This is a genomic window from Pseudomonas sp. JS3066 (assembly GCF_036328175.1).
GTDB lineage: Bacteria > Pseudomonadota > Gammaproteobacteria > Pseudomonadales > Pseudomonadaceae > Metapseudomonas.
On the sequence record NZ_CP143312.1, the window covers coordinates 3,554,637 to 3,577,269 of the forward strand.

The 22,633-nt window shown below is 64.1% G+C and carries 15 protein-coding genes; 11 read left to right on the top strand and 4 right to left on the bottom strand.

Annotated elements, in window-relative coordinates:
• The first annotated feature begins 4 nt into the window (after window positions 1-4).
• Window positions 5-5,713 (top strand): EAL domain-containing protein, encoded by a 5,709-nt coding sequence (locus tag SA496_RS16860; RefSeq protein ID WP_330114167.1) that lies wholly within the window; start codon window positions 5-7, stop codon window positions 5,711-5,713.
• Between the two features lie 434 nt (window positions 5,714-6,147).
• On the opposite strand, the gene SA496_RS16865 is transcribed toward SA496_RS16860, so the two are convergent.
• From SA496_RS16865 to SA496_RS16880, 4 genes are all read right to left on the bottom strand, one after another.
• Window positions 6,148-7,083, bottom strand: a complete 936-nt coding sequence (locus tag SA496_RS16865) for an SEL1-like repeat protein (RefSeq protein WP_330114168.1) — start codon at window positions 7,081-7,083, stop codon at window positions 6,148-6,150.
• Between the two features lie 78 nt (window positions 7,084-7,161).
• Complete coding sequence (locus tag SA496_RS16870; RefSeq protein WP_330114169.1) at window positions 7,162-7,434, bottom strand: hypothetical protein; 273 nt, start codon at window positions 7,432-7,434, stop codon at window positions 7,162-7,164.
• Window positions 7,434-9,284 (bottom strand): phospholipase D-like domain-containing protein, encoded by a 1,851-nt coding sequence (locus SA496_RS16875; RefSeq protein ID WP_330114170.1) that lies wholly within the window; start codon window positions 9,282-9,284, stop codon window positions 7,434-7,436. The genes SA496_RS16870 and SA496_RS16875 overlap by 1 nt, the downstream gene beginning before the upstream one ends.
• A 583-nt stretch (window positions 9,285-9,867) precedes the next feature.
• Window positions 9,868-10,575 carry a TetR family transcriptional regulator gene (locus SA496_RS16880; RefSeq protein WP_120650060.1) on the bottom strand — a complete coding sequence of 236 codons (708 nt, stop codon included), beginning with the start codon at window positions 10,573-10,575 and terminating at the stop codon, window positions 9,868-9,870.
• A gap of 115 nt (window positions 10,576-10,690) precedes the next feature.
• Here SA496_RS16880 and SA496_RS16885 point away from each other — a divergent pair, with 115 nt between their 5' ends.
• The 10 genes from SA496_RS16885 to SA496_RS16930 all read left to right on the top strand — a co-directional run bounded on the left by SA496_RS16885 (window position 10,691) and on the right by SA496_RS16930 (window position 22,627).
• Entirely contained in the window at window positions 10,691-12,235 is a 1,545-nt protein-coding gene (locus tag SA496_RS16885) for a flavin-containing monooxygenase (protein WP_330114171.1), read from the top strand.
• Window positions 12,232-13,116 carry an SDR family NAD(P)-dependent oxidoreductase gene (locus tag SA496_RS16890; protein WP_120650058.1) on the top strand — a complete coding sequence of 295 codons (885 nt, stop codon included), beginning with the start codon at window positions 12,232-12,234 and terminating at the stop codon, window positions 13,114-13,116. The genes SA496_RS16885 and SA496_RS16890 overlap by 4 nt, the downstream gene beginning before the upstream one ends.
• A 488-nt stretch (window positions 13,117-13,604) precedes the next feature.
• Window positions 13,605-14,513: a glutamate/aspartate ABC transporter substrate-binding protein gene (locus tag SA496_RS16895; RefSeq protein WP_120650057.1), complete on the top strand. Its 909-nt coding sequence runs from the start codon at window positions 13,605-13,607 to the stop codon at window positions 14,511-14,513.
• A gap of 209 nt (window positions 14,514-14,722) precedes the next feature.
• A complete protein-coding gene (locus tag SA496_RS16900) occupies window positions 14,723-15,469 on the top strand; it encodes an amino acid ABC transporter permease (protein ID WP_153917475.1) in 747 nt (248 codons plus the stop codon).
• Entirely contained in the window at window positions 15,466-16,134 is a 669-nt protein-coding gene (locus SA496_RS16905) for an amino acid ABC transporter permease (protein WP_162945791.1), read from the top strand. Before SA496_RS16900 ends, SA496_RS16905 begins: the two co-directional genes overlap by 4 nt.
• A complete protein-coding gene (locus SA496_RS16910) occupies window positions 16,131-16,865 on the top strand; it encodes an amino acid ABC transporter ATP-binding protein (RefSeq protein ID WP_120650054.1) in 735 nt (244 codons plus the stop codon). Before SA496_RS16905 ends, SA496_RS16910 begins: the two co-directional genes overlap by 4 nt.
• Window positions 16,866-16,993: 128 nt before the next feature.
• Entirely contained in the window at window positions 16,994-18,904 is a 1,911-nt protein-coding gene (locus SA496_RS16915; protein WP_330115650.1) for a sensor histidine kinase, read from the top strand.
• Window positions 18,901-20,223, top strand: a complete 1,323-nt coding sequence (locus tag SA496_RS16920) for a sigma-54-dependent transcriptional regulator (protein WP_120650053.1) — start codon at window positions 18,901-18,903, stop codon at window positions 20,221-20,223. The genes SA496_RS16915 and SA496_RS16920 overlap by 4 nt, the downstream gene beginning before the upstream one ends.
• Window positions 20,224-20,414: 191 nt before the next feature.
• Window positions 20,415-21,707, top strand: a complete 1,293-nt coding sequence (locus tag SA496_RS16925) for an NTP/NDP exchange transporter (RefSeq protein WP_120650052.1) — start codon at window positions 20,415-20,417, stop codon at window positions 21,705-21,707.
• Window positions 21,704-22,627 carry an aldo/keto reductase gene (locus tag SA496_RS16930; RefSeq protein WP_330114172.1) on the top strand — a complete coding sequence of 308 codons (924 nt, stop codon included), beginning with the start codon at window positions 21,704-21,706 and terminating at the stop codon, window positions 22,625-22,627. The genes SA496_RS16925 and SA496_RS16930 overlap by 4 nt, the downstream gene beginning before the upstream one ends.
• Window positions 22,628-22,633 lie beyond the last annotated feature (6 nt).

The following is a 22,633-nucleotide window of genomic DNA, read 5'->3' on the forward strand; positions in this document are numbered from 1 at the left end:
CCCCATGGCCAAGCACAACCGCAACCTCGGCTACCAGGCTTACCTGCACTGCCTGGCTTTTGCCCTGATCGCGCTGGGCGTCACCAGCATGGTCGCCTTCGCGGTCATGACCAATCCGGCGCGCTACGAACTGGTACTGCTGCCCGACAGCGCGATGATCACCATCTTCGCCGGCAGCGCCCTGCTGAGCGCTACCCGCGCCTGGCGCCGCGCCTCGTGGCTGGCGGGACTGGCCCTGGTCGCCCTGGCCGGTTACAGCCTCGGACACAACGTGCTGTCCGGCGGCAGTGACCATGGCCGCTCGCTAATCAGTGGGTATTGGCGCATTCGCAGTGAACTGGCGATCGTCGCCTGCCTCTTCGGCCTGGCAATGCTCCTGGCCGTCACCCGCCAGGGTGGCCGCTGGCTCAGCCAGCTCTGTGGTATCACACTGATCGGTCTGGCACTGCTTTCGGAACTGTCGCTGCTGGGCGCCGGCCACGGCTTGCCTCGCTTCGCCTTCCGGCCGGAAGCCGGGCACGTCACCCACCTTTTCATCGCCCTGCTCGGCACCGCCGTGCTGATGCTCTGTGCGCTGCCGCAGGACCAGCGCAGCCTGCTGAACCGGCGTGCCATGGCCACCGGCATTCTGGGCACGCTGACCACCTGCATCGGCTGGTTCCTCCTCAGCCTGAATGAGATTTCCACCCTCAATGCCCACAGCCACCAGCTTCTGCTGCGCGCCCAATCCACCATCGAAAATACCGTTACCGTGCGCCGGCAGCTCGTCCAGCGCATGGCCGAGCGCTGGCAGACCCTGGAAGGAATGCCGCCGGAGCGACTCTGGCAACAGGAAGCGGACAGCTACCTGCGGGACTTCCCCAACCTCAACCTGATCGCCGTACTCGACGCCGATCTCAAGCCACTCCTGCAGCAAGGACGCAACCGCGTGGCAGACGACTGGCTGGCGCGCTTCCTCGCCCAGTCCGAGCTGCGCGACTGGCTTCAACAGGTGCGTCAGGGTACTGCTGCACAGATGAGCCCGGCGCAGAGCTTCAGCGCCACCGACAACAGCACGCTGGTCGCTACACCTCTGCACATCGACGGCCAACCCAAGGCGCTGCTGGTGGCCAGCCTGGACATCAGCGCCACCCTGGATCGCCAACTGGGAAGGAACCTGGATGGATTCGTACTGGAGGTCTTCGAAGGCCAGCGGCGCATCTATGAGTCCGGCACGGGCAGAGATGGCCGCAGCCTGTTCCCGGTGGACATGCAGTTCACCGACCTGGGCCCGGAGGGCCGCTGGCGCATGCGCACCTACCAGGCCCTGCCGCGCAGCGATTACGCCTCGGTCTATCTACCACCGCTGTTCATGCTGTTCGGCCTGGGTTTCACCTTCCTCCTGATGGTCAGCCAGAGCTTCTCCCGGCTCGCCCTCGAACGCAGCCAGCGCCTTCGCGAAAGCAACCGCGAACTGGAACTGAGCCTGCAGCACCAGGCTCGCCTGCAGGCGCAGAACCAGCGGATCATGGACCACTCCATGGATGTGCTCTGCGCCATCGACGCTTCCGAGCGCTTCACCCAGGTCAGCCCCTCCAGCCACAGCGTGCTCGGTTATCGGCCGGAGGAGATGATCGGCCGCCCCTACACCGACTTCGTCCTCAACGAGGACCGCGAGCGCACACGCGGCGATATCGAAGCCATCATCCAGGGAGAGTCATGGGATGCCGTGCGCAACCGCTGCCAGCGCAAGGATGGCAGCGTCGTCCACCTCCTCTGGTCCGCCGGCTGGTCGGAGAGCGAGCGCACCCTGTTCGCCGTCGCCCACGACATCACCAGCCTGGTGCGTCATGAAGCCTATGCCGAGGACCAGCGCGACATCCTCAGCATGATCTCCACCGACCAGCCGCTGGCGGAGATCCTCAAGGCCATCTGCCTGATGAGCGAAACCCTCGACCCCTCAGCCCTGTGCTCGGTCCTCCTGGTTAGCGGCGATCACAAGCACCTGCACCTGGGCGCCGCGCCAAGTCTGCCGGACGCCTTCAACCAGGCGCTGGACGGCCAGTCCATCGGCCCCCTGGCCGGCGCCTGCGGAACCGCGGTATTCCGCAGGCAGATGGTGGTCAGCGAAGACATCAGCGAAGACCCCCTCTGGCACGAACACCGTGACCAGGCCATGCGCCACGGCCTGCGCGCCTGCTGGGCAATCCCGCTGATCTCCCACCACGGCGACGTACTCGGCACATTCGCCGTCTACCTGCACCAGCCCTGCTCCCCGGACGACGAGTCCCTGCAATTGATCGGCACCGCCGGCCAGCTCGCGGCCATCGCCATCGAACGCCAGAACGATCGCCTGCGGCTCCTGGAAAGCGAGCAGCGCTACCGTTCCCTGTTCATCTTCAACCCTGACCCGGTGTTCTCCCTGGACCGCAATGGTCGCTTCCTCAGTCTCAATCAGGCCGGCTGCGAGCTGATCGGCTTCAACGCCGAAGACCTGCTCGGCGAATCGTTTTCCCGGCTGGTGCTCGACGCCGAAATCGAACACGTCCGCGAGCATTTCCGCAGCGCCCTCAAGGGCAAGGCGCAGCGCTTCGAAGTGCGCTGCCACGACCGGGCTGGCGGCTCGCTGGAGCTGGACATCACCCACCTGCCCATCGTCGTCGAAGGGCAGATAGTCGGGGTTTTCGGCATCGCCAAGAACATCGGCGAACGCAACCGCATGACCCGCGCCCTGCAGGACACGCTCGTCCAGTCGGAGCGCAAGGCGTTGCTCCTGCACGGTCTCAGCGACACTGCACTGCGTATTGGCGGCATTCTCGACACCCGCACCCTGCTGGACTTCATGTGCGAGCAACTGCGCCTGCTGGTGGGCTCGCATCAGTCATTGATCGACCTCGGCGATGGCCAGGGTCCGGGCGCCTTCTCGCTATCACCCAAGTACCAGGACTGGCAGACACCGCAGTTGCCTGCTGAAGGTGTCGCGCTCTATGCCCGAACCTGCGTCGGCAACCAGCCGGTGCTGCTGACTCGTGCCGAACTGGATGCGGCAGGCGACGCGGGCAGCGGCCAGCTACCGCTGCAGGGCTGGCTGGCGGTGCCGCTGATCGACCACGGCGGGCGCCATCTAGGCCTGATCCAGCTCTCCGACAAGTACGACGGCGACTTCAACCAGGACGACCTGGCGATTGCCCAGCAGTTCGCGCAGATGGCCGTGGCGGCGCTGGAAAACATCCGCCTGGTGCAACAGGTGCTTTCCGGCGAACAGCGCCTGCAGGAGCAACTGGACTTCACCTCGGCCATCACCAACAGCGTCGGCGAGGGACTGCTCGCGGTGGATCGCCAGGGACGGCTGAACTTCGTCAACCCGGCTGCCGCCGAACTGCTCGGCCAGAGCCCCGAGGCCCTGCTTGGCCAGGCCCTGATCGATCACCTGCCACTGGACCTCTACAGCACTCCCGCCACCACGGGTCGCCATGGTGAAGTCAGCCTGGACGGCGAGCGCCATATAGCCTACGACTGCGCGCCGCTCCTGCACGCGCAGACCCTCGGCGGCTGGGTCATTGCGTTCCGCGACATCAGCCGCGCCAAGGAGTCGGAGAAACAGCTGCGCATCCTCCAGCGCAGCATCGAGGCCAGCTACAACGGCGCGATGATCTGCGATGCCACCGCCAGCGACCTGCCGGTGGTCTACGTCAACCCGGCCTTCGAGCGCATCACCGGCTACACCGCAGCCGAGGCCATGGGGCGAAACTGCCGCTTCCTCCAGGGCGCGGACCACGAGCAGGCCGGCATAGCCGAGATCCGCCATGCGCTGGCGGAGAAGCGTGAGGTCCACGTCGTGCTGCGTAACTTCCGCAAGGACGGCACGCCATTCTGGAACGACCTCTACATCGCCCCGGTCCCCAACGAGCATGGCGAGATCACGCACTTCATCGGTGTACAGAACGACATTTCCGAGCAGAAGCGAGTGGAGTCCGAGCTGGCCTACAACGCCAGCCACGACGTACTCACCGGTTTGCCCAACCGCTCGCTGCTGGAAGACCGCCTGCGCCAGGGCTGCCAGATCAGCCAGCGCTACCAGCGCAAGCTGGCGGTCATGTTCATCGACCTGGACGGTTTCAAGCCGATCAACGACTCCATGGGCCATGGCATCGGCGACCAGATACTGGTGGAAGTGGCGCGGCGGCTGACCCAGCAGGTTCGCCCCGGCGATACCGTGGCGCGCCTGGGCGGCGACGAGTTCATCCTGATCCTGCCGGACCTGGCCCGTGAGGAAGACGTGCTGCAGGTGGCCGAGCGGGTCATCGACTGCATCGCCCGCCCCTATCCCATAGCCGGCAGCGAAATACACATCACCGCCAGTCTGGGCATCGCCGTGAGCGAGAAAGGCATGCAGCAGCCCATGCAGCTGATCCAGCAGGCTGACCTGGCGATGTACAAGGCCAAGCAACAGGGACGCAACTGCTACCAGTGGTACACCACCGACCTGGAACAGAAAGTCAGCGAACGGGTGACCCTGCGCAATGAGCTGCAGAAGGCCCTGGAAGCCAACGCCTTCATGCTCTACTACCAGCCGCAGATCGACGGCCGCAACGGTCGCGTCACCGGCTTCGAAGCCCTGCTGCGCTGGCAGCACCCGCTGCTTGGCTTCATTTCGCCGGCGCAGTTCGTACCGGTAGCCGAAGACACCGGGCAGATCATCCCCCTGAGCGAATGGGTTCTCGCCACCGCCTGTCGCGACTGCCGTGAACTGCTGGATCGGGGCATGACCGGCACGGTGGTGGCGGTGAACATCTCGGCAGTGCACTTCCAGCGCAACATCTTCGTCGACAGCGTGCGGCGTGTCCTCGAAGAAACGCGATTGCCGGCCGAGTTGCTGGAACTGGAGATCACCGAAACCGTGCTGCTGGACAACGCCGAGCGCGCCATCGCCACCTTGCAGGCACTCAAGACCCTGGGCGTGCGTCTGTCGATCGACGACTTCGGCACCGGTTTCTCCAGCCTCAACTATCTAAAGCGGCTGCCCATCGACAAGGTGAAGATCGACCGTGCCTTCGTCCAGGAGATCATTAGCGACCGGCACGATGCGGCGATTACCCAGGGCATCATCTCCATGGCCCACCACCTGCGACTGCGCGTGATCGCCGAAGGGGTGGAAAGCGAATCCCAGTTCGCCTTCCTGAAGAAGAGCCATTGTGACGAGTTCCAGGGGTACTACTTCGCCCGCCCCATGCCCTTCGAGCAGCTCGACCAGTTCCTCCACGAACATCACAAGAGCCCGGCGTCCTACCTGGACACGCGCTCCGGCACCAGCAACACCCAGACCCTGCTGCTGCTGGACGATGAGGAAAACATCCTCCGCGCGCTGACCCGCGTACTGCGCCGCGACGGCTACCAGATTCTCACCGCTACCCGCGCCCAGGACGCTTTCGCGCAACTGGCCAAGCACGACATCCAGGTCATCCTTTCCGACCAGCGCATGCCGGAAATGAACGGCACCGAGTTCCTCAGCCGGGTCAAGGACCTCTATCCCGACACCATTCGCATCGTGCTGTCCGGCTACACCGACCTGAAGTCCGTTACCGACGCCATCAACCAGGGGGCCATCTACAAGTTCCTCACCAAACCCTGGGACGACGACCAGCTCCGCGCAGTGATCGCCCAGGCCTTCCTCCACCACAGCATGGCCAAGGCCAAGGAAGAGAACGCAACGGTTGGAGAAGACGGGGAATGACGGTGATAACCCATCTCTTGGGCGAATGAATTCGCTATATCTGCGTTAGCGGATGCGAGAAATTTACCAGCAGGCCAAGAGCCTTGTAGGAGCTGGCTTGCCAGCGAAACGGGCCATTCGCTGGCAAGCCAGCTCCTACGGGCAATGCAGTTGCTTGATTCGCCTACCGATGGCCAACCGATACCTGCAATGTTCTTGTACACATGGGTGGAGGGAGTAACTACCGGCCAGAAAGTCGCGCCTCCCGGACGCTCTGGTTGGACTTCACCGCTACGCCAACCTGGTCAAGATGTTAGTCAACTCGGCCTGGCGATCAACGAAGACTGGCTGATGGAAATGCTCGGTTCCGGGTCCAGGGCGGAATCCTTTTTCAGTTTGAGTCCATGGCCGCCGCAGGCGGCCAAGAGCAAAACAAAACAGCCAGCACACAAGCCCTAGGCTTCACCGAGCATTCTCCACTCAACCAGTTCCTCGCCCACTGTGACCCTGTCGGGCAGCGGCCAGAGGCGGCGATGGCTCTGCCGCACCAGCAGCGTGGGCAGGATTTCGCCCTGTTCGAAGCGGCGAATGGCGCCGTCGTGGAGATGGGCCAGACGATTCTGGGTCAGCGCCACGACTTGCCAGTAGCCGGCGTGGAGGCAGGGTTGGCCGCTGTCGCAGACCGGCGCGGGTGCATCGACCGTGATGAAGTGGGGTGACCCCGTCAGCGGCCGACCGGTGGCGGGGTCGAGTTGCCGGGCCTTGGCCAGTTGTTGGGTCAGCGCCTCGCTGGGTTTGGGCGGTGGAATGTTGGCTTCGCGCGCTTCCAGCCATTTGAGCGTGCCGTCCCAGGGCGGCAGCTTGGCGGGCGGCAAGGGCACGATGTCGTTGATTTCGGGGACTGAGGGTTGGGCGTAGGAGTAGTTCCCCAGAACACGCCGGATCTTGTTGTAGCGCTCAGCGCGCTCTAGGTCTTCCTGTTGAGCAAGGTAATGCAGCCGATTATCTGGCTTTGGACCGCGAAAACCATTACTCAGGAAAGAAGCCGAGGTGCTGTAACCTGCCGCCACCCCCAGCTGAAAAGCTTCCAGCGCCCCTTGGAAATCCCCTCTGTTTTTCAAGTTGACGCCCAGGTCTGTAGCCGCCTCCCCATGTCCCTGTTCGGCCGCGCAACGGCGCATCTGCCGAGCGATGTCCGGGGCGATATCGATGGGCGCCAGCTTGTCGGCCACAAGCGCCTGCCCCAGGGCGCTGCCCTCGTCGGCGGCCTTGCGGTAGTACCGCAGGGCCATGGCCGGGTCCTCCCGCAAGCCGGCTGAGCCGCGCTGCAGGAAGAGACCGACGAAGTAGTAGCCGGTGGCCACGCCGGCGTCGATCAGCTCCTGGCTCAAGCGCAGGCGCTCGGCACCGCGTACCTGGAAATGACTACGAAAGGCACCGTTCACCAGGTTGATAGTGGCCTTGTAGTGCTAGTGCGCGGCGGCGATGCGGTAGAGCCGCTCGACCTCGGCGTCCACGGCCGGGTCCTCCTTGAGCTGGTTGTTCTTCTGCAGCCAGCGGGCGTACTGGAACAGCAGGTCGCTGTCGGCCGAGGGTTCGGGGATGCGTTCATGCTGGCAGGTGAAGGCCAGGTTGGCCTTGATCTGAGGGATCGGGTCCACGGTCGGGTCCTTTTTCAGTTTGAGTCCATGGCTGCCACAGGCAGCCAGTAGCAGGGTCGTGAGCAGGAGCAGGAAACGCATCAGTCGAGGTTCCTCAGGATGGCCTTGTCATACAGGAACTCCACCAGAGGGGTATCGGGTGTCGATTTGCTCGATTGACGTTCCTTGTTCTCGTTGATGAGCTCCTGCCAAGCGTCGAAGGCATCTCCCGGATCATCCTGCACCCCCTTTCCATCCGTATGCAGATCCCACAGCCGCCGGCGCATGGCCTGGGTCACGCTGTGCCACTCGTGGAGGATGTTCAGTTCGCTGTCCACCTGCATGCTGCGGGTGTTGATGTTGGCCGAGCCGTGGGTGGTGAGGACGTCGTTGACGATCATCAGCTTGGAGTGGATGTACACTGGCACCCAGGGTTGGCCGGCCGGCGAGTCGGGCGCGACCAGGGAGCAGACGTGCGCTTTCAGGCCGGGGCGCTCTTCAGGAATCACATCGTCGTCTTTAATCTGTTTGACCTGCCGGTCGAGCTCGGCTTGCCATTGGGCTAGTTCTCGGTGCCCGTGTCGGTCATTGGCGCCATCGGGCCTGGGCTGGGGCGGCATGTCCCGTTTGACCTTCTCGATGCGCAACAGCTTGGTGACCGCCGGAATGGTGTCGGCCCGGCCCAGGCTTTCCAGCATGCGCTGGGTGTTGACGGTGCCGGCGCCGAGGCCCTCCTTCGTGACATTGGTGATCACGAACAGGTGCAGGGCGCCGTGTTTGCCCGGGTCCCGCTCGGCGCGGGTCTGGTCCTGGGCCGCCTGTTTGATCGCCTCGGCCAGTGGCGGCCAGCGGAAGTACTGGTTCTCGATGTAGATGAACTGGGTGGCGTTGTTGATGGCCTTCAGGTAGCCGGCCTGGATGTCGCGCACGGCCTCCGTTTCTTGCGCCTGGGTGCGCAGGAGCTGGGCCATCAGCGTGTTGCCGTGCTCCGGGCGCGGTTGTAACTGCTTGGCCAGTTCATTGGCATTGCGCGCATGCAGCAGGTCCTCACCGGTTTCCTTGGCCCAGGCGGTGGCGAAGTTGTGGTGCAGGTCCCTGAGGATCCGGCCGGTGATCTGGCAGGAAATGTCCTGGCGCGGCAAGGCGCCGCGAGGGCCGCGATTGGGGGCGTGGGTCTTCGCGTCGGGCCGTTTGGGATCCGGCCGCCAGAGGGCCGAGTGGTGGTCGGTGTCCCAGTACTCGTCGAGCATGTTGTGGCCCATGACGAAACCGATGGCCCGCTCCGGCAATTCGAAGTCGACCAGCACGGACTTCTGGTGGTGGGTCACCGTGTGGCGCATGGTCAGGGCGGAGCGTTTGGCCAGCTCCGGGTCAAGGCGCTTGAGCTTGAGCTGATAGGCGATTTCCGCGCGTTCGGACCAGCTGAAGTCACGGCTGACGAACAGCGGGATATGGGCATCCGCCAACCCGGCGGCCTTGTTATCGGCGACCGCGTATTGCTTGAACCACTGGCGGTCGTAGGCGTACTGCTCATCGCTGGAGGTCTGCCCTGCCCGGTCGGCGAGGCCGCCCTTACCGGGCAAGTTGGCTTCACCCACCACCCCGGCTGCATTGAGCGGCATCTCCCACCCCAGGATGCGCACCTGCACGCCTTGCCGGGCCTTCTCTTCCAGCAGTACGCCGATGCAGCGGTCGTCGCTGCCGTCGCGGATGAAGTGCATCGAGGGCTGGAAGCCCCAGCAGATGATGTCGACCGAGCGCTCGGCATTGGCGATGGCCTGGTGCACCGCACGAAAGGCCTCCTCGCCATTGATCAGGGGCTTGTAGCTGGCCGGCCAGGGCCGGTACTCGGTATCGCAGACGAACCAGGGCGCGCTGCAGACCGCTTCGTGGGTGCGCTGGAGGGCGATGGGCACGACGATTTCGGGGTGCCTGGCGTTGGCGGGTCTCATGGGGCATCTCCTTTCTGGCCCAGGCGCTTGGTGAGCAGCTCGGCGTACCAGCGGCGATGTACGGTGTGCACTTCGTCATTGAAGCTACTGATCACCCCGTGCCGGGGCCGCAATGACTGGGCCGGTGGCACGCGCGGGCGAACTAAGAACTTCGGTGCGGGTAGTGGGAGGAATCTGAAGCTGGCCGTCTTGCCCCGGAAGGCGAGCACGTGAAGCAGTGCATCAAAGGTGCAAACGCGGGGCTTGTGGCAGCGTGGGTCGAAGATGGGGTGGAGTCCGTCAAGCATGTGGAGATACTTCCCTGCGCAAATACAGAACGCAGGAGACTGCCGCGAGCCGTCGTATTACCGCTATCAGGCCAGTTCAGAATGAACACTGGAAAAAGAGCTTCTTCGTGCAGGGAGAGAGGTAGACGCTGGAGAGGAGCTTCCGACAGACGTCTGAAGGCCGTGGGCAGGGATGTGCGCCAGCAAATAGAAAGCCTAACCCCCTCATCGGGACCCAGGCTTTCCACCCGGACAGGGCAGCAAGCAACCTAAAGGTGCATTCATTCGCGAATGAGCTCGCCACCCCAGAAAAACACCTACAACGCGCCTACCGCCTGCAACACACTGGCACCAGTGAAGAGGAACAGCACTTGTTCCACTGCCTCCTCACGAATCGCCTCGCGACGCTCCGGTTCACTGATGTAGTCCAGCGACATCTGGAACAGGTTGCGGCTGACCAGCCGCGACACTCGTCGCACCACCGGCTCGGCCACCATAGTCGGCAGCAGTTTGTACTCGCGGACGTCTTCGGCCATGTCGGCGGCGAAGTCTTCCATCACTTCGCGCAAAGCCTCCCGCAGAACCGGGGAAGCGCCATGCAGCTCGCGCACGCCGATGACGAACGCCTCGGCATTCTCGTCGACGAAATCGAAGAACAAGTGCACCGTCTCATGACAGACGCGCCGTCCGCGGCCCAGGTCGATACCCATCAATTTCGGCAGCAGTCCGCCATCACCCTTCACGGCGCGGGCCGCCGCCTCGCGTCGCAGATCACGCAGCGGCTGGCGCAGCTGGGTAGCGATGTTGCGGATGATGGCCAGCCCCAGGTCCTCCACATCCTTGAAGTGGCGGTAGAAGGTATTGGGGTTCAGCCCGGCCTCCCGCGCCAGCTCGCGAAGCCCCAGGTTGCCCAGGCTGCGACTCTGGGAACCCAGGCGCAACGCCGCTTCCATGAGCAGGCGCTTACCGGGGGCATCGGGCGTTCGTTCTGGCGACTGGGGCTCGTCACCGCTGGCGGAATTCATCTCGGGCCCTACCTAAGGTTGGTTGTGACGGCGTTGGATTGCCGGCGAGTATACAGATGTCTACCTTGGTATACAGCTGTATACGCCGCAATTAATAAGAACAGGAGCCCAGCCAATGACTGCGTCACCCCGACCCTCTGCCCGCCATTGCAAGATCGCCATCATAGGTTCCGGATTCTCCGGCCTGGGCATGGCGATCCGCCTGAAGCAGAAAGGCGAGAACGATTTCCTCGTATTCGAAAAAGAGCCCGGCATCGGCGGCACCTGGCGAGTGAACAACTACCCGGGCTGCGGCTGCGACGTGCAATCGCACCTGTACTCCTTCTCCTTCGAGCCGAACCCGGACTGGACGCGGATGTTCGCCAAGCAGGAAGAGATCAAGTCCTACCTGGAAGGCTGCTGGGAAAAGTACCGGCTGCAGGACAAGACCCTGCTCGGCACCGAGATCACCCGTCTGGCCTGGAACGACGTGGACGAGCTGTGGCAGATCGAGGACGCCGCCGGCAATCACTACAGCGCGCAGTTCGTGGTGTCCGGCATGGGCGCCCTGTCCACCCCAGCGATCCCGGCACTGAAAGATCTGGAGAAGTTCAAGGGCACGAGCTTCCACTCCCAGCAGTGGAACCATGACTTCGATCTTGCCGGCAAGCGTGTGGCGGTAGTCGGCACCGGCGCCTCCAGCATCCAGTTCGTGCCGCAGATCCAGAAGCAGGTCGCCCAGCTCGACCTTTACCAACGCACCGCGCCCTGGATCATGCCCAAGCCCGATCGCGCCATCAGCGAAGGTGAGCGCTCCCGCTTCAAGCGCTTCCCCTTACTGCAGAAACTCTGGCGCGGCGGCATCTATGCCATCCTCGAAAGCCGCGTGGTGGGCTTCGCCCTGACGCCGAAGGTGATGAAGCTCGCCGAACTGGTCGCCAAGGGCCACATCAAGCGCAAGATCAAGAACCCGGTGCTGCGCGCCAAGGTCACTCCGGACTACACCATGGGTTGCAAGCGGGTGCTGATCTCCAACGACTACTACCCGGCCCTGACCCAGCCCAACGTCGACGTGATCACCGACGGCATCCGCGAAATCCGCGCGAACAGCATCGTCACCGCCGACGGCACGGAACGCGAGATCGACGCCATCATCTTCGGCACCGGCTTCACCCCCAGCGATCCCCTGCCCCGCGGCGTGGTCTTCGGCCGCAACGGTGTCGACCTGCTGGACACCTGGTCGCAGGGTCCCGAGGCCTACAAGGGCACTCTCACCGCCGGCTTCCCGAACCTGTTCTTCCTCATGGGACCGAACACGGGCCTGGGCCACAACTCGATGGTCTACATGATCGAATCGCAGATCCATTACGTGCTCGGCGCCCTCAAGCTGCTCGACGAACGCCGCCTGCGCAGCCTGGAAGTCAAACGCGACGTGCAGGACAGGTTCAACGGCAAGCTCCAGGGCAGCCTGGGCAACACCGTATGGAATGCCGGCGGCTGCAAGAGCTGGTACCTGCACCCGGTCACCGGTCGCAACTGCACCGTCTGGCCCGGCTTCACCTGGCGCTACCGCCTGCTGACCCGCAACTTCGACCCCGCGGCCTACCATTTCAGCCGCAGCGCGCCGGTGCATGCCGCCCAGGGCCCGCTGCTGATGGCTAATCAAGAGGTACCAGCATGAAATCCTTCGAGAACAAAGTCGCCGCTGTCACCGGTGCCGGTTCCGGCATCGGCCGCGCCCTCGCCTGCGCCCTCGCCCGTCAGGGCTGCCACCTGGCGCTCGCCGACGTGAACGCCGAAGGCCTGGCGGACACCGCCGCCATGGCGCGCAAGCTGGGCGTGCAGGTCACCGAGACACGCGTTGATGTCGCCAACCGCGATGCCGTGCACGCCTGGGCCGAACAGGTGGTGCTGGACCATGGTCGCGTCAACCTGATCTTCAACAACGCCGGTGTCGCCCACGCCGGCACCGTGGACGGCAGCGATTACTCGGAATACGAGTGGATCATGAACATCAACTTCTGGGGCGTGGTGTACGGCACCAAGGCCTTCCTGCCGCACATCAAGGCCGGTGGCGAAGGCCATGTGGTCAACGTTTCCAGCGTGTTCGGCCTGTTCGCCCAGCCGGGCATGAGCGCCTATAACGCCACCAAGTTCGCCGTGCGCGGCTTCACCGAATCGCTACGCCAGGAACTGGACATGGAAGGCTGCGGGGTATCGGCCAGCTGTGTGCACCCCGGCGGCATCCGCACCAACATTGCCAAGACCGCGCGCATGAATGACAGCCTGGCCAAGGTCACCGGCCAGGAATCCAGCCGCGCTCGCCAGCAGTTCAACGACCAGTTGCTACGCACCAGCCCGGACAAGGCAGCGGAAGTGATCCTGCGTGGCGTACTGCGCGACAGCCGACGCATCCTCATCGGTGCCGATGCCTGGGCCCTGGACGGTATGCAGCGATTGCTGCCGACCCTCTACCAACGCCTGGTCACCACCTCCATGCGCCTGGCCGCGAAGTTCGCGCCGAAGCCAAGGGCGAGTGAGGTATCCAAGGCAGTGGAGTGACCTGAGGGGCGGCTGCGCAGCCCTTGGCGATTTCAATCGCGATGCAAGCCGAAGGGCTGCCCTGGACCGCCCCTCACCCCATCCCCGTCCTGCCCTGCTCTGCCCTGCCCTGCCCTGCCCTGCCCTGCCCCCCAGCCTGGGCGCTTCGCGCTCAGGCGTTGCTTGGTAACGGAGGCAGGGCTTCCGAAAGCATGCCGATTCCCCCTAGAGGCAGAGGGGGCTGCTTTGCCCCGGCACTGCCCCCTCCAGAGGTGACCGCAAAGTCACTCGTTCGGATATCCGAACGACATTCGGAGCGTATATTCGGAAGCCCGGACAAAGCGAAAATCCCGTTAGCCACCTATTAACTTAAAATCCTTTTATTTCAAATACTTAACTATAAATTCGAAGGACCATACAGCTGGCACGCATTCTGCCAATACAGATCCCCGACGGACGCGAATTCCTACCGCGCCGATAAGAACAAACTAAATCGAGGACTGTCGTTCATGCGTATGCTCCCAAAGGTTCTGGCCACCGCTATCGCAGCAACCCTGATCAGTGCTCCGGCCTTCGCCGCCGAGCTGACCGGTACCCTGAAGAAGATCAAGGAGACCGGCACCATCACCCTCGGTCACCGTGACGCTTCCATCCCCTTCTCCTACCTCGGCACCGAGCCGGGCAAGCCCATTGGCTACTCCCATGACCTCCAACTGAAAGTGGTCGAGGCCATCAAGCAGGAACTGGGCATGCCGGAGCTGAAGGTCCGCTACAACCTGGTGACCTCCCAGACCCGTATCCCGCTGGTGCAGAACGGCACCGTCGATATCGAGTGCGGCTCCACCACCAACAACCTGGAGCGCCAGAAGCAAGTCGGTTTCTCCGTGGGCATCTTCGAAGTGGGCACCCGCCTGCTGTCCAAGAAGAGCGCCAGCATCAACGAGTTCGAAGACCTTAAAGGCAAGAACGTCGTGACCACCGCCGGCACCACGTCCGAGCGTCTGCTCAAGTCCATGAACGCCGAAAAGCAGATGGGCATGAACATCATCTCTGCCAAGGACCACGGCGAGTCCTTCCTGATGCTCGAATCCGGCCGCGCAGTGGCCTTCATGATGGACGACGCCCTGCTCTACGGCGAAATGGCCAAGGCCAAGAAGCCCGATGACTGGGTCGTGACCGGCAAGCCGCAGTCCTTCGAAATCTACGGCTGCATGGTTCGCAAGGACGACGAAGCCTTCAAGAAAGTGGTCGACAAGGCCATCGCCGATACCTTCGCCTCCGGCGAGATCAACGGCATCTACGACAAGTGGTTCACCCAGCCCATCCCGCCGAAGGGCCTGAACCTGAACTTCCCCATGAGCGAAGAGCTGAAGAAGCTGGTCGCCAACCCCTCCGACAAGTCGGCTGAAGAAATCTGACGCCTTGCTCCCCTCTCCCTCCGGGAGAGGGGCCGGGGGTGAGGGATGGTGGGCTCCGTGCAATGTCATGCAGCCCTCACCCCAACCCTCTCCCCGGGGGAGAGGGGGCTGTCTGGAGTCGGCGGAAAACTCGCCGCGCGCCTGAACGCCATCCCCGCCTTCCACTGCCTTCAACCGCAGACAGATCGACCTGATAGGGGACAACCCTGATGAATTACAACTGGGACTGGGGCGTGTTCTTCAAGTCCACCGGGATCGGCAGCGAAATCTACCTGGACTGGTTCGTCACCGGCCTGGGCTGGACCATCGCCATCGCCCTGGCGGGCTGGATCATCGCCTTGCTGCTGGGCGCGTTGCTCGGCGTGATGCGCACCGTGCCGAACCGCTGGGTTTCCGGCATCGCCACCGTCTACGTGGAAACCTTCCGCAACGTGCCGCTGCTGGTGCAGCTGTTCCTCTGGTACTTCCTGGTGCCGGACCTGCTGCCCGAGCCGCTGGAAATCTGGTTCAAGCAGGACCTCAACCCGGCCACCTCGGCCTACCTCAGCGTCGTGGTCTGCCTCGGCCTGTTCACTGCCGCCCGCGTCTGCGAGCAGGTGCGCACCGGTATCCAGGCACTGCCCAAAGGCCAGCTCGGCGCCGCCCGCGCCATGGGCTTCCGCCTGCCGCAGATCTACCGCTACGTGCTGCTGCCGCAGGCCTTCCGCATCATCATTCCGCCGCTCACCAGCGAGTTCCTCAACATCTTCAAGAACTCCTCGGTGGCGTCGCTGATCGGCCTGATGGAGCTGCTCGCGCAGACCAAACAGACCGCCGAGTTCTCCGCGAACCTGTTCGAAGCCTTCACCCTGGCCACCCTGATCTATTTCACCCTGAACATGAGCCTGATGCTGATCATGCGCACGGTGGAGCGAAAAGTGGCGGTGCCCGGCCTGATCTCCGTAGGGGGTAAATGATGGATTTCTCCGCGATCATCCCTGCGCTGCCGGGCCTCGCCGACGGCCTGCTGATGACCCTCAAGCTGATGGTGCTTGGCGTCGTCGGTGGCGTTGCGCTGGGTACCGTCCTGGCCCTCATGCGCCTGTCGCACAACCCGCTGCTGTCGAAGATTGCCGGGCTTTACGTCAACTACTTCCGCTCCATCCCACTGCTGCTGGTGATCACCTGGTTCTACTTCGCAGTGCCTTTCCTGCTGCGCGCGATCACCGGTGAAGACACGCCCATCGGTGCGTTCACCTCGTGCCTGGTGGCCTTCATGATGTTCGAGGCGGCGTATTTCTGCGAAATCGTCCGCGCCGGCATCCAGGCCATCCCGAAGGGCCAGATGGGTGCGGCCTCGGCGCTCGGCATGACCTATGGCCAGAGCATGCGACTGATCATCCTGCCCCAGGCCTTCCGCAAGATGACCCCGCTGCTCCTGCAGCAAAGCATCATCCTGTTCCAGGACACCTCGCTGGTTTACACCGTGGGCCTGATGGACTTCCTCAATGCCGCCCGTTCCCGTGGCGACATCATCGGCCAACCGCACGAGTTCCTCATCTTCGCCGGCCTGGTCTACTTCAGCGTCAGCTTCATCGCTTCACAGTTGGTCAAACTCCTGCAGAAAAGGTTAGCCGTATGATTTCCATCAAGAACGTCAACAAGTGGTACGGGGACTTCCAGGTGCTGACCGACTGCAGCACCAACGTGAAGAAAGGTGAAGTGGTGGTGGTGTGCGGCCCCTCGGGCTCGGGCAAATCCACCCTGATCAAGTGTGTGAACGCGCTGGAGCCCTTCCAGAAAGGCGACATCGTGGTCGACGGCACCTCCATCGCCGACAAGGCCACCAACCTGCCCAAGCTGCGCTCCCGCGTCGGCATGGTGTTCCAGCACTTCGAGCTGTTCCCGCACCTGTCCATCACCGAGAACCTGACCATCGCCCAGACCAAGGTGCTCGGCCGCAACAAGGACGAGGCCCTGGAGAAAGGCCTCAAGCTGCTCGACCGCGTCGGCCTCAAGGCCCATGCCCACAAGCACCCTGGCCAACTCTCCGGCGGCCAGCAGCAACGCGTCGCCATCGCCCGCGCCCTGGCCATGGACCCGGTGGTGATGCTGTTCGACGAACCCACATCGGCGCTGGACCCGGAAATGGTCAACGAAGTGCTGGACGTGATGGTCGAGCTCGCCCAGGAAGGCATGACCATGATGTGCGTGACCCACGAGATGGGCTTCGCACGCAAGGTGGCCGACCGGGTGATCTTCATGGATCGCGGACAGATCGTCGAAGACTGTGCCAAGGACGAGTTCTTCGGTGACGTCAACGCCCGTTCCGATCGCGCCCAGCAGTTCCTCGCGAAGATCCTCCAGCACTGATGCACCTGTAGGAGCGAGCTTGCTCGCGAATGGCCCCGAGCACTTCGCCAGCGAGCTGGCTCCTACGGTCCCACTCCACCACTCGGCGCCCGTCCGTGGCGGCGACTGGAACGGCCCGGATGTCTATGATGCAATGCCCTACCGCCAGCCTCCGCGCCGTGCCGCCCGCATTGACCGTGAAACCGCGCCTGTTCCGCCATCTGCTGCTGTTCCTGCTATTGCTCCTGTGCATGCTGGGCTTCGGCTATATCGGCTATCACCTCAGCGAAGTGTCGGGCATCCGCCACCTGCGGGATAACGGCGAGCGCCAGCTGGAACTCCACGCCCGTGCCGTGGAAAGCGAAATCAACCGCTACACCTACCTGCCCAGCCTGCTGGAGCTGGAGTCCAGCGTCAGTCACCTGCTGCTGAACCCCACCCCGTACCGACGCAATCTGGTCAACGACTACCTCGAAGGCCTGAACCGCCGCAGCGGCGCCCGCGCCATCTACCTGCTGGACACCAACGGCCGCGTGCTGGCCACCAGCAACTGGCGCGACTCCGACAGCTACCTGGGAGAGGACCTCTCGTTCCGCGCCTACTTCCAGGAAGCGGTGCAAGGCCGACCCGGCCGTTTCTATGGCATCGGCAGCACCACGGGGGAGGCCGGTTACTACCTCGCCCACGGCTTGCGCTACCAGGGCCGGATCATCGGCGTGGCGGTGGTCAAGGTGAAGCTCGAAGCCCTGCAGGAACGTTGGGAAAAGGCCCGCCTGCAAGCCTTCGTCAGCGACGAGAACGGCATCATCATCCTGTCCAGCGATCCTGCCCTGCGCATGAAGGCCGTGCGTCCGCTCTCGGCCGAGGACAAGGAACGCCTGGCCCGTAGCCTGCAGTACTACTGGTGGGCGCTGAACGAATGGGAGCCGCGCTCTCGCGAGGTTTTGGGCGAAGGGCTGGAGGCCATCAGCTTTGCCGCCAGTGGCCCCCAGGGCGAACAGGAAGGCGAAGTCGCCTATCTGGCACAGACCCGCACCCTCAACGACACACCCTGGCATTTCACCCTGCTCTCCCCGCTAGCCGACCTGCGCCGCGAAGCGGTGATCCAGGGCATGCTCGCCGCCGTCGGCTTTGCTCTGCTGGCATTCCTGCTGATTGCCTGGAACGAACGACGCAAGGTCATCGCCACCCGCCTCGCGGCCCGCGAGGCGCTGCTGGCGGCCAACAACGAACTGGAACGCAAGATCGCCGAACGTACCCAGGACCTGCGTGCCAGCAACAGCCGCCTGCTGGCGGAAATCCGCGAACGCAAGCAGACCGAAGACAACCTGCGCAAGGCCCAGGATGGGCTGGTGCAGGCCGGCAAGCTGGCAGTGATCGGGCAGATGTCCACCAGCATCGCCCACGAACTCAACCAGCCCCTCGCTGCGCTGCGTACCCTCTCCGGCAATACCGTGCGCTTCCTGGCCCGAGGCGCCCTGGAAACCGCCAGCACCAATCTCGCGGCAATCAACGAACTGGTCGACCGCATGGGCCGCATCACCGCCAGCCTGCGCGCCTTCGCCCGGCGCTCCGACGACCACGGCGTGGCACACCTGGGCAAGGCGGTGGATGCCGCCCTCTTCCTCCTGCATACCCGCCTGGAGCGCACACCGCTCACACTGCACCGCGACTTCGCCGACGTGCTGCTGGCCATCGACCAGACCCGACTGGAGCAGATTCTGGTCAACCTCATCGCCAACGCGCTGGACGCCATGTCCGGCCAGACCGACTGCCAGCTGTGGCTAAGCGGCGTGGCCGATGGCAGTACCTATCGTCTGCAGGTGCGCGACAACGGTCCCGGCATCGACCCGGTCAACCGCGTGCACCTGTTCGAGCCCTTCTTCACCACCAAGCCCGGCGAACACGGCCTGGGCCTTGGCCTGACCCTCTCCGCCAGCCTGGCCACGGCCGCTGGCGGGAGTCTGGCGGCCCATCACCCGGAAAGCGGCGGCACCGCCTTCGAGCTCTGCCTGCCGCTGCTGGAAAGCCCCGACGAAACCGTGAGCCCAGCCCCATGACAGAACCCCTCAGCGTCCTCATCGTCGAAGACGACCCCCACGTCCTGATGGGTTGCCAGCAGGCGCTGGCCCTGGAAGACATCCCCAGCATCGGGGTCGGCAGCGCCGAAGAAGCCCTGGCCCGGGTGGGCGAGGATTTCGCCGGCATCGTCATCAGCGATATCCGCCTGCCCGGCATGGATGGCCTGACGTTGCTGGAACGCCTGAAGTCCCGCGACCGCAGCCTGCCGGTGGTGCTGATCACCGGCCACGGCGACATCACCATGGCGGTGCAGGCCATGCGCGACGGCGCCTACGACTTCATGGAGAAACCCTTTTCCCCCGAGCGCCTGGTGGACGTCGCGCGCCGCGCCCTGGAGCAACGCGCGCTGGCCCGCGAAGTGTCGAGCCTGCGCCGGCAACTGGCCGGGCGGCAGTCTCTGGAGCAGCGCATCATCGGTCGCTCGCCGGCCATCCAGGCCCTGCGGGAACTGATCGCCAATGTCGCCGACACCTCAGCCAACGTGCTGATCGAAGGTGAGACCGGTACCGGCAAGGAACTGGTTGCCCGTTGCCTGCACGACTTCAGCCGGCGCCAGTCGAAGCAGTTCGTCGCGCTCAACTGCGGCGGCCTGCCAGAGAACCTGTTCGACAGCGAAATCTTCGGCCACGAGGCCCACGCATTCACCGGCGCCGGCAAGCGTCGTATCGGCAAGATCGAGCATGCCCACCAGGGCACCTTGTTCCTCGACGAAATCGAGAGCATGCCGCTCAACCTGCAGATCAAGTTCCTCCGTGTGCTGCAGGAGCAGACCCTGGAGCGTCTCGGTTCCAACCAATCGGTTCCAGTGGACTGCCGCGTGATCGCCGCCACCAAGTTCGATCTGGACGAGGAAGGCCGCGCCGGGCGTTTCCGCAGCGACCTCTACTATCGGCTCAACGTAGTGACCCTGGAGCTGCCGCCGCTACGCGATCGCCGCGAAGACATCCTGCTGCTGTTCGAGCACTTCCTGCAGCTCTCCACCTTGCGCTTCGACCGCGCCGCCCCAGAGCTGGACAACGCCACCGTCTCCGCGCTGATGGCCCACGACTGGCCCGGCAACGTGCGCGAACTGCGCAACGTCGCCGAACGCTTCGCCCTCGGATTGCCGGTGTTCAAGAAAAGTGGCCAGACACCGGACGGCAACGAACCGCGCTTCGCCGAAGCGGTGGAAGCCTTCGAGAAGTCCCTGCTCAGCGCCGCCCTGGAACGCCACGGCGGCAACCTCAGCCAGGCCTGCATCGCCCTCGGTATGGCCAAGACCACGCTGTTCGACAAGGTGAAGAAGTACGGGCTGTAGGAAGGCGCGAACAACCCTGTAGGGGCGAATTCATTCGCCAAGCAGGCCGACGGTCTGCCTATCAAGCGCCCTGCCAGCCTGAATCTTCCCTCACCCCCAGCCCCTCTCCCAGAGGGAGAGGGGTGACGCACGCCGGCACCCCGCTCCAGCATGGTCTAAAACCACCAGACCACCCCACACGAACCACCGCCATGTCCCCGCTCCACCGCGCCATCCATGCCAGGGCCGGTGAACTGGCTCCGGCCCTGGCCGCCTTCGCCCTGCTGCTGTGTCTGTTTTGCGGCTACTTCATGCTGCGGCCGGTGCGCGAGACCATGGGAATCGCCGGCGGCGTGGAAAACCTGCAATGGCTGTTCAGCGCGACTTTCATTGCCATGCTGCTGGCGGTACCGGCCTATGGTTGGCTCAGTGCGCGAGTCCCGCGACGGATCTTCGTCGACTGTGTCTACCTGTTCTTCGCCAGCAACCTGCTGGGCTTCGCCTGGCTGCTGTGGCGCACGCCGGACCCTCTATGGGCGGCGCGAGCTTTCTACGTCTGGCTATCGGTCTACAACCTGTTCGTGGTGTCGCTGGCCTGGAGCCTGCTGGCTGACGTTTTCGACCGTCGGCAATCGAAACGACTGTTCCCCTCCATTGCCGCCGGCGCCAGCCTGGGCGGCCTGATAGGTCCGCTGCTGGGAGGGCTGCTGGTAAGTGACGCTGGTACTGCCGGATTGCTGGTACTGGCCGCGATCTTCCTGCTGCCCACATTGGCCCTGCGCCGCTATCTGATGACGTGGCGCGCCAGTGGCGGTGCCGGACGGCCAGGTGCGGAAAGCGAACCCCCGGAACGCCCGGTGCCCGGCAATCCCTTCGCCGGAATCAGCCTGGTGCTGGGTTCGCCCTATCTGCTTGGGATCTGCGCGTTCGTCCTGCTGCTCTCCTGCACCAGCACCTTCCTCTACTTCGAACAGGCCCGCCTGGTGGCCGCGCTGTTCCCCGACAGCCAGCAGCAGGTACGCGTCTTCGCCCTGATCGACTTCACCGTGCAAGCCCTATCCCTGGCCTGTCAGTTGTTCATCGCCGGGCGCGTTGCCCAGCGCTTCGGCGTCGGTGCGCTGCTGGCGGTGGTGCCGCTGCTGGTGGCCCTGGGTTTCCTCGCCCTCGCGCTGCTGCCGCAGTTCGCCGTACTGGCTGCGGTGATGGTGCTGCGCCGGGTGGGCGAATACGCCTTCGTGCGACCGGGACGGGAAATGCTCTTCGTGCCGCTAGGCGCCCAACAGAAGTACCGGGCGAAGAACTTCATCGACACCGTGGTCTATCGCGGAGGCGACGCCCTGAGCGCCTGGCTCGCCACGCTGCTCAATGGCATCGGCCTTACGGCGGCCATGGTGGCGCTGGTCGGCGCCGGTGTAGCCCTGGCATGGGCCGCGCTGGGCTGGCGTCTCGGCTTGCGACATGAGCACACTGAATCCCCGGCAACCTCACAGGAGGCCAAGCCATGAGAACCGGCATCACCCGCGCCGAATTCCTACGCCTCAGCGCCGGCACCGCGCTACTGGCCATGAGCCCATTCAGCCTGGGCGCGAACATGGACCAGCAGCCCCTGCGCCGCCGTGCCATCCCCTCCAGCGGCGAGCAGTTGCCGGTGATCGGCATCGGCACCTACCGGGGATTCGACATCTCCCGAAATGCCAGCGAAGCCTGGGCCGACTGCCGCAAGGTACTGGAAGCGCTCTTCGCGGCCGGCGGCTCGGTGATCGACAGCTCGCCCATGTACGGCCAGGCGGAAGAAGTGATCGGCGGCTTGCTGAACGAGCTGAAGGCCCATGAGCATGCGTTCGTCGCCACCAAGGTCTGGACCCAGGGGCGCCAGGGCGGCGTGAAGCAGATGCAACACTCCGTGCGCCTGCTACAGCGCCAGCGCATCGACCTGATGCAGGTACACAACCTGGTGGACTGGGAGGAACACCTGACAACGCTGCGTCAATGGAAGGAGGAAGGCCGAATCCGCTACCTGGGCGTTACTCACTACACCTCCAGCGCGTACGGCGAACTGGAAAAGGTGCTGCGCGCCGAGAAGCTGGACTTCCTGCAGGTCAACTACGCCCTCAACGACCGCGACGCCGAAGCGCGCATCCTGCCGCTGGCGCAGGAGCGCGGCGTGGCGGTGCTGGTCAATCGCCCTTTCGGCGGCGGCAACCTGCTGCGCAACCTATTGCAGCAACCACTACCGGAATGGGCCGCCGACTACGACTGCACGAGCTGGTCGCAACTCTTGCTGAAGTTCTGCCTCAGCCACCCGGCAGTGACCTGCGTAATCCCCGGAACGGGAAACCCCCGCCACATGCTGGACAACCTCCAGGCCGGACGGGGGAAGGAGCCGGACCAGGCGCTACGCAAGAAGCTGATCCATCTCTTGTAGGGTGCA

Bases quoted from the DNA above. Each gene is read 5' to 3' on its own strand.
- SA496_RS16860 (WP_330114167.1), top strand. From the start codon at position 5: ATGGCCAAGCACAACCGCAACCTCGGCTACCAGGCTTACCTGCACTGC.
- SA496_RS16870 (WP_330114169.1), bottom strand. From the start codon at position 7,434: ATGCGTTTCCTGCTCCTGCTCACGACCCTGCTACTGGCTGCCTGTGGC.
- SA496_RS16875 (WP_330114170.1), bottom strand. From the start codon at position 9,284: ATGAGACCCGCCAACGCCAGGCACCCCGAAATCGTCGTGCCCATCGCC.
- SA496_RS16880 (WP_120650060.1), bottom strand. From the start codon at position 10,575: ATGAATTCCGCCAGCGGTGACGAGCCCCAGTCGCCAGAACGAACGCCC.
- SA496_RS16885 (WP_330114171.1), top strand. From the start codon at position 10,691: ATGACTGCGTCACCCCGACCCTCTGCCCGCCATTGCAAGATCGCCATC.
- SA496_RS16890 (WP_120650058.1), top strand. From the start codon at position 12,232: ATGAAATCCTTCGAGAACAAAGTCGCCGCTGTCACCGGTGCCGGTTCC.
- SA496_RS16895 (WP_120650057.1), top strand. From the start codon at position 13,605: ATGCGTATGCTCCCAAAGGTTCTGGCCACCGCTATCGCAGCAACCCTG.
- SA496_RS16900 (WP_153917475.1), top strand. From the start codon at position 14,723: ATGAATTACAACTGGGACTGGGGCGTGTTCTTCAAGTCCACCGGGATC.
- SA496_RS16905 (WP_162945791.1), top strand. From the start codon at position 15,466: ATGATGGATTTCTCCGCGATCATCCCTGCGCTGCCGGGCCTCGCCGAC.
- SA496_RS16910 (WP_120650054.1), top strand. From the start codon at position 16,131: ATGATTTCCATCAAGAACGTCAACAAGTGGTACGGGGACTTCCAGGTG.
- SA496_RS16915 (WP_330115650.1), top strand. From the start codon at position 16,994: ATGCAATGCCCTACCGCCAGCCTCCGCGCCGTGCCGCCCGCATTGACC.
- SA496_RS16920 (WP_120650053.1), top strand. From the start codon at position 18,901: ATGACAGAACCCCTCAGCGTCCTCATCGTCGAAGACGACCCCCACGTC.
- SA496_RS16925 (WP_120650052.1), top strand. From the start codon at position 20,415: ATGTCCCCGCTCCACCGCGCCATCCATGCCAGGGCCGGTGAACTGGCT.
- SA496_RS16930 (WP_330114172.1), top strand. From the start codon at position 21,704: ATGAGAACCGGCATCACCCGCGCCGAATTCCTACGCCTCAGCGCCGGC.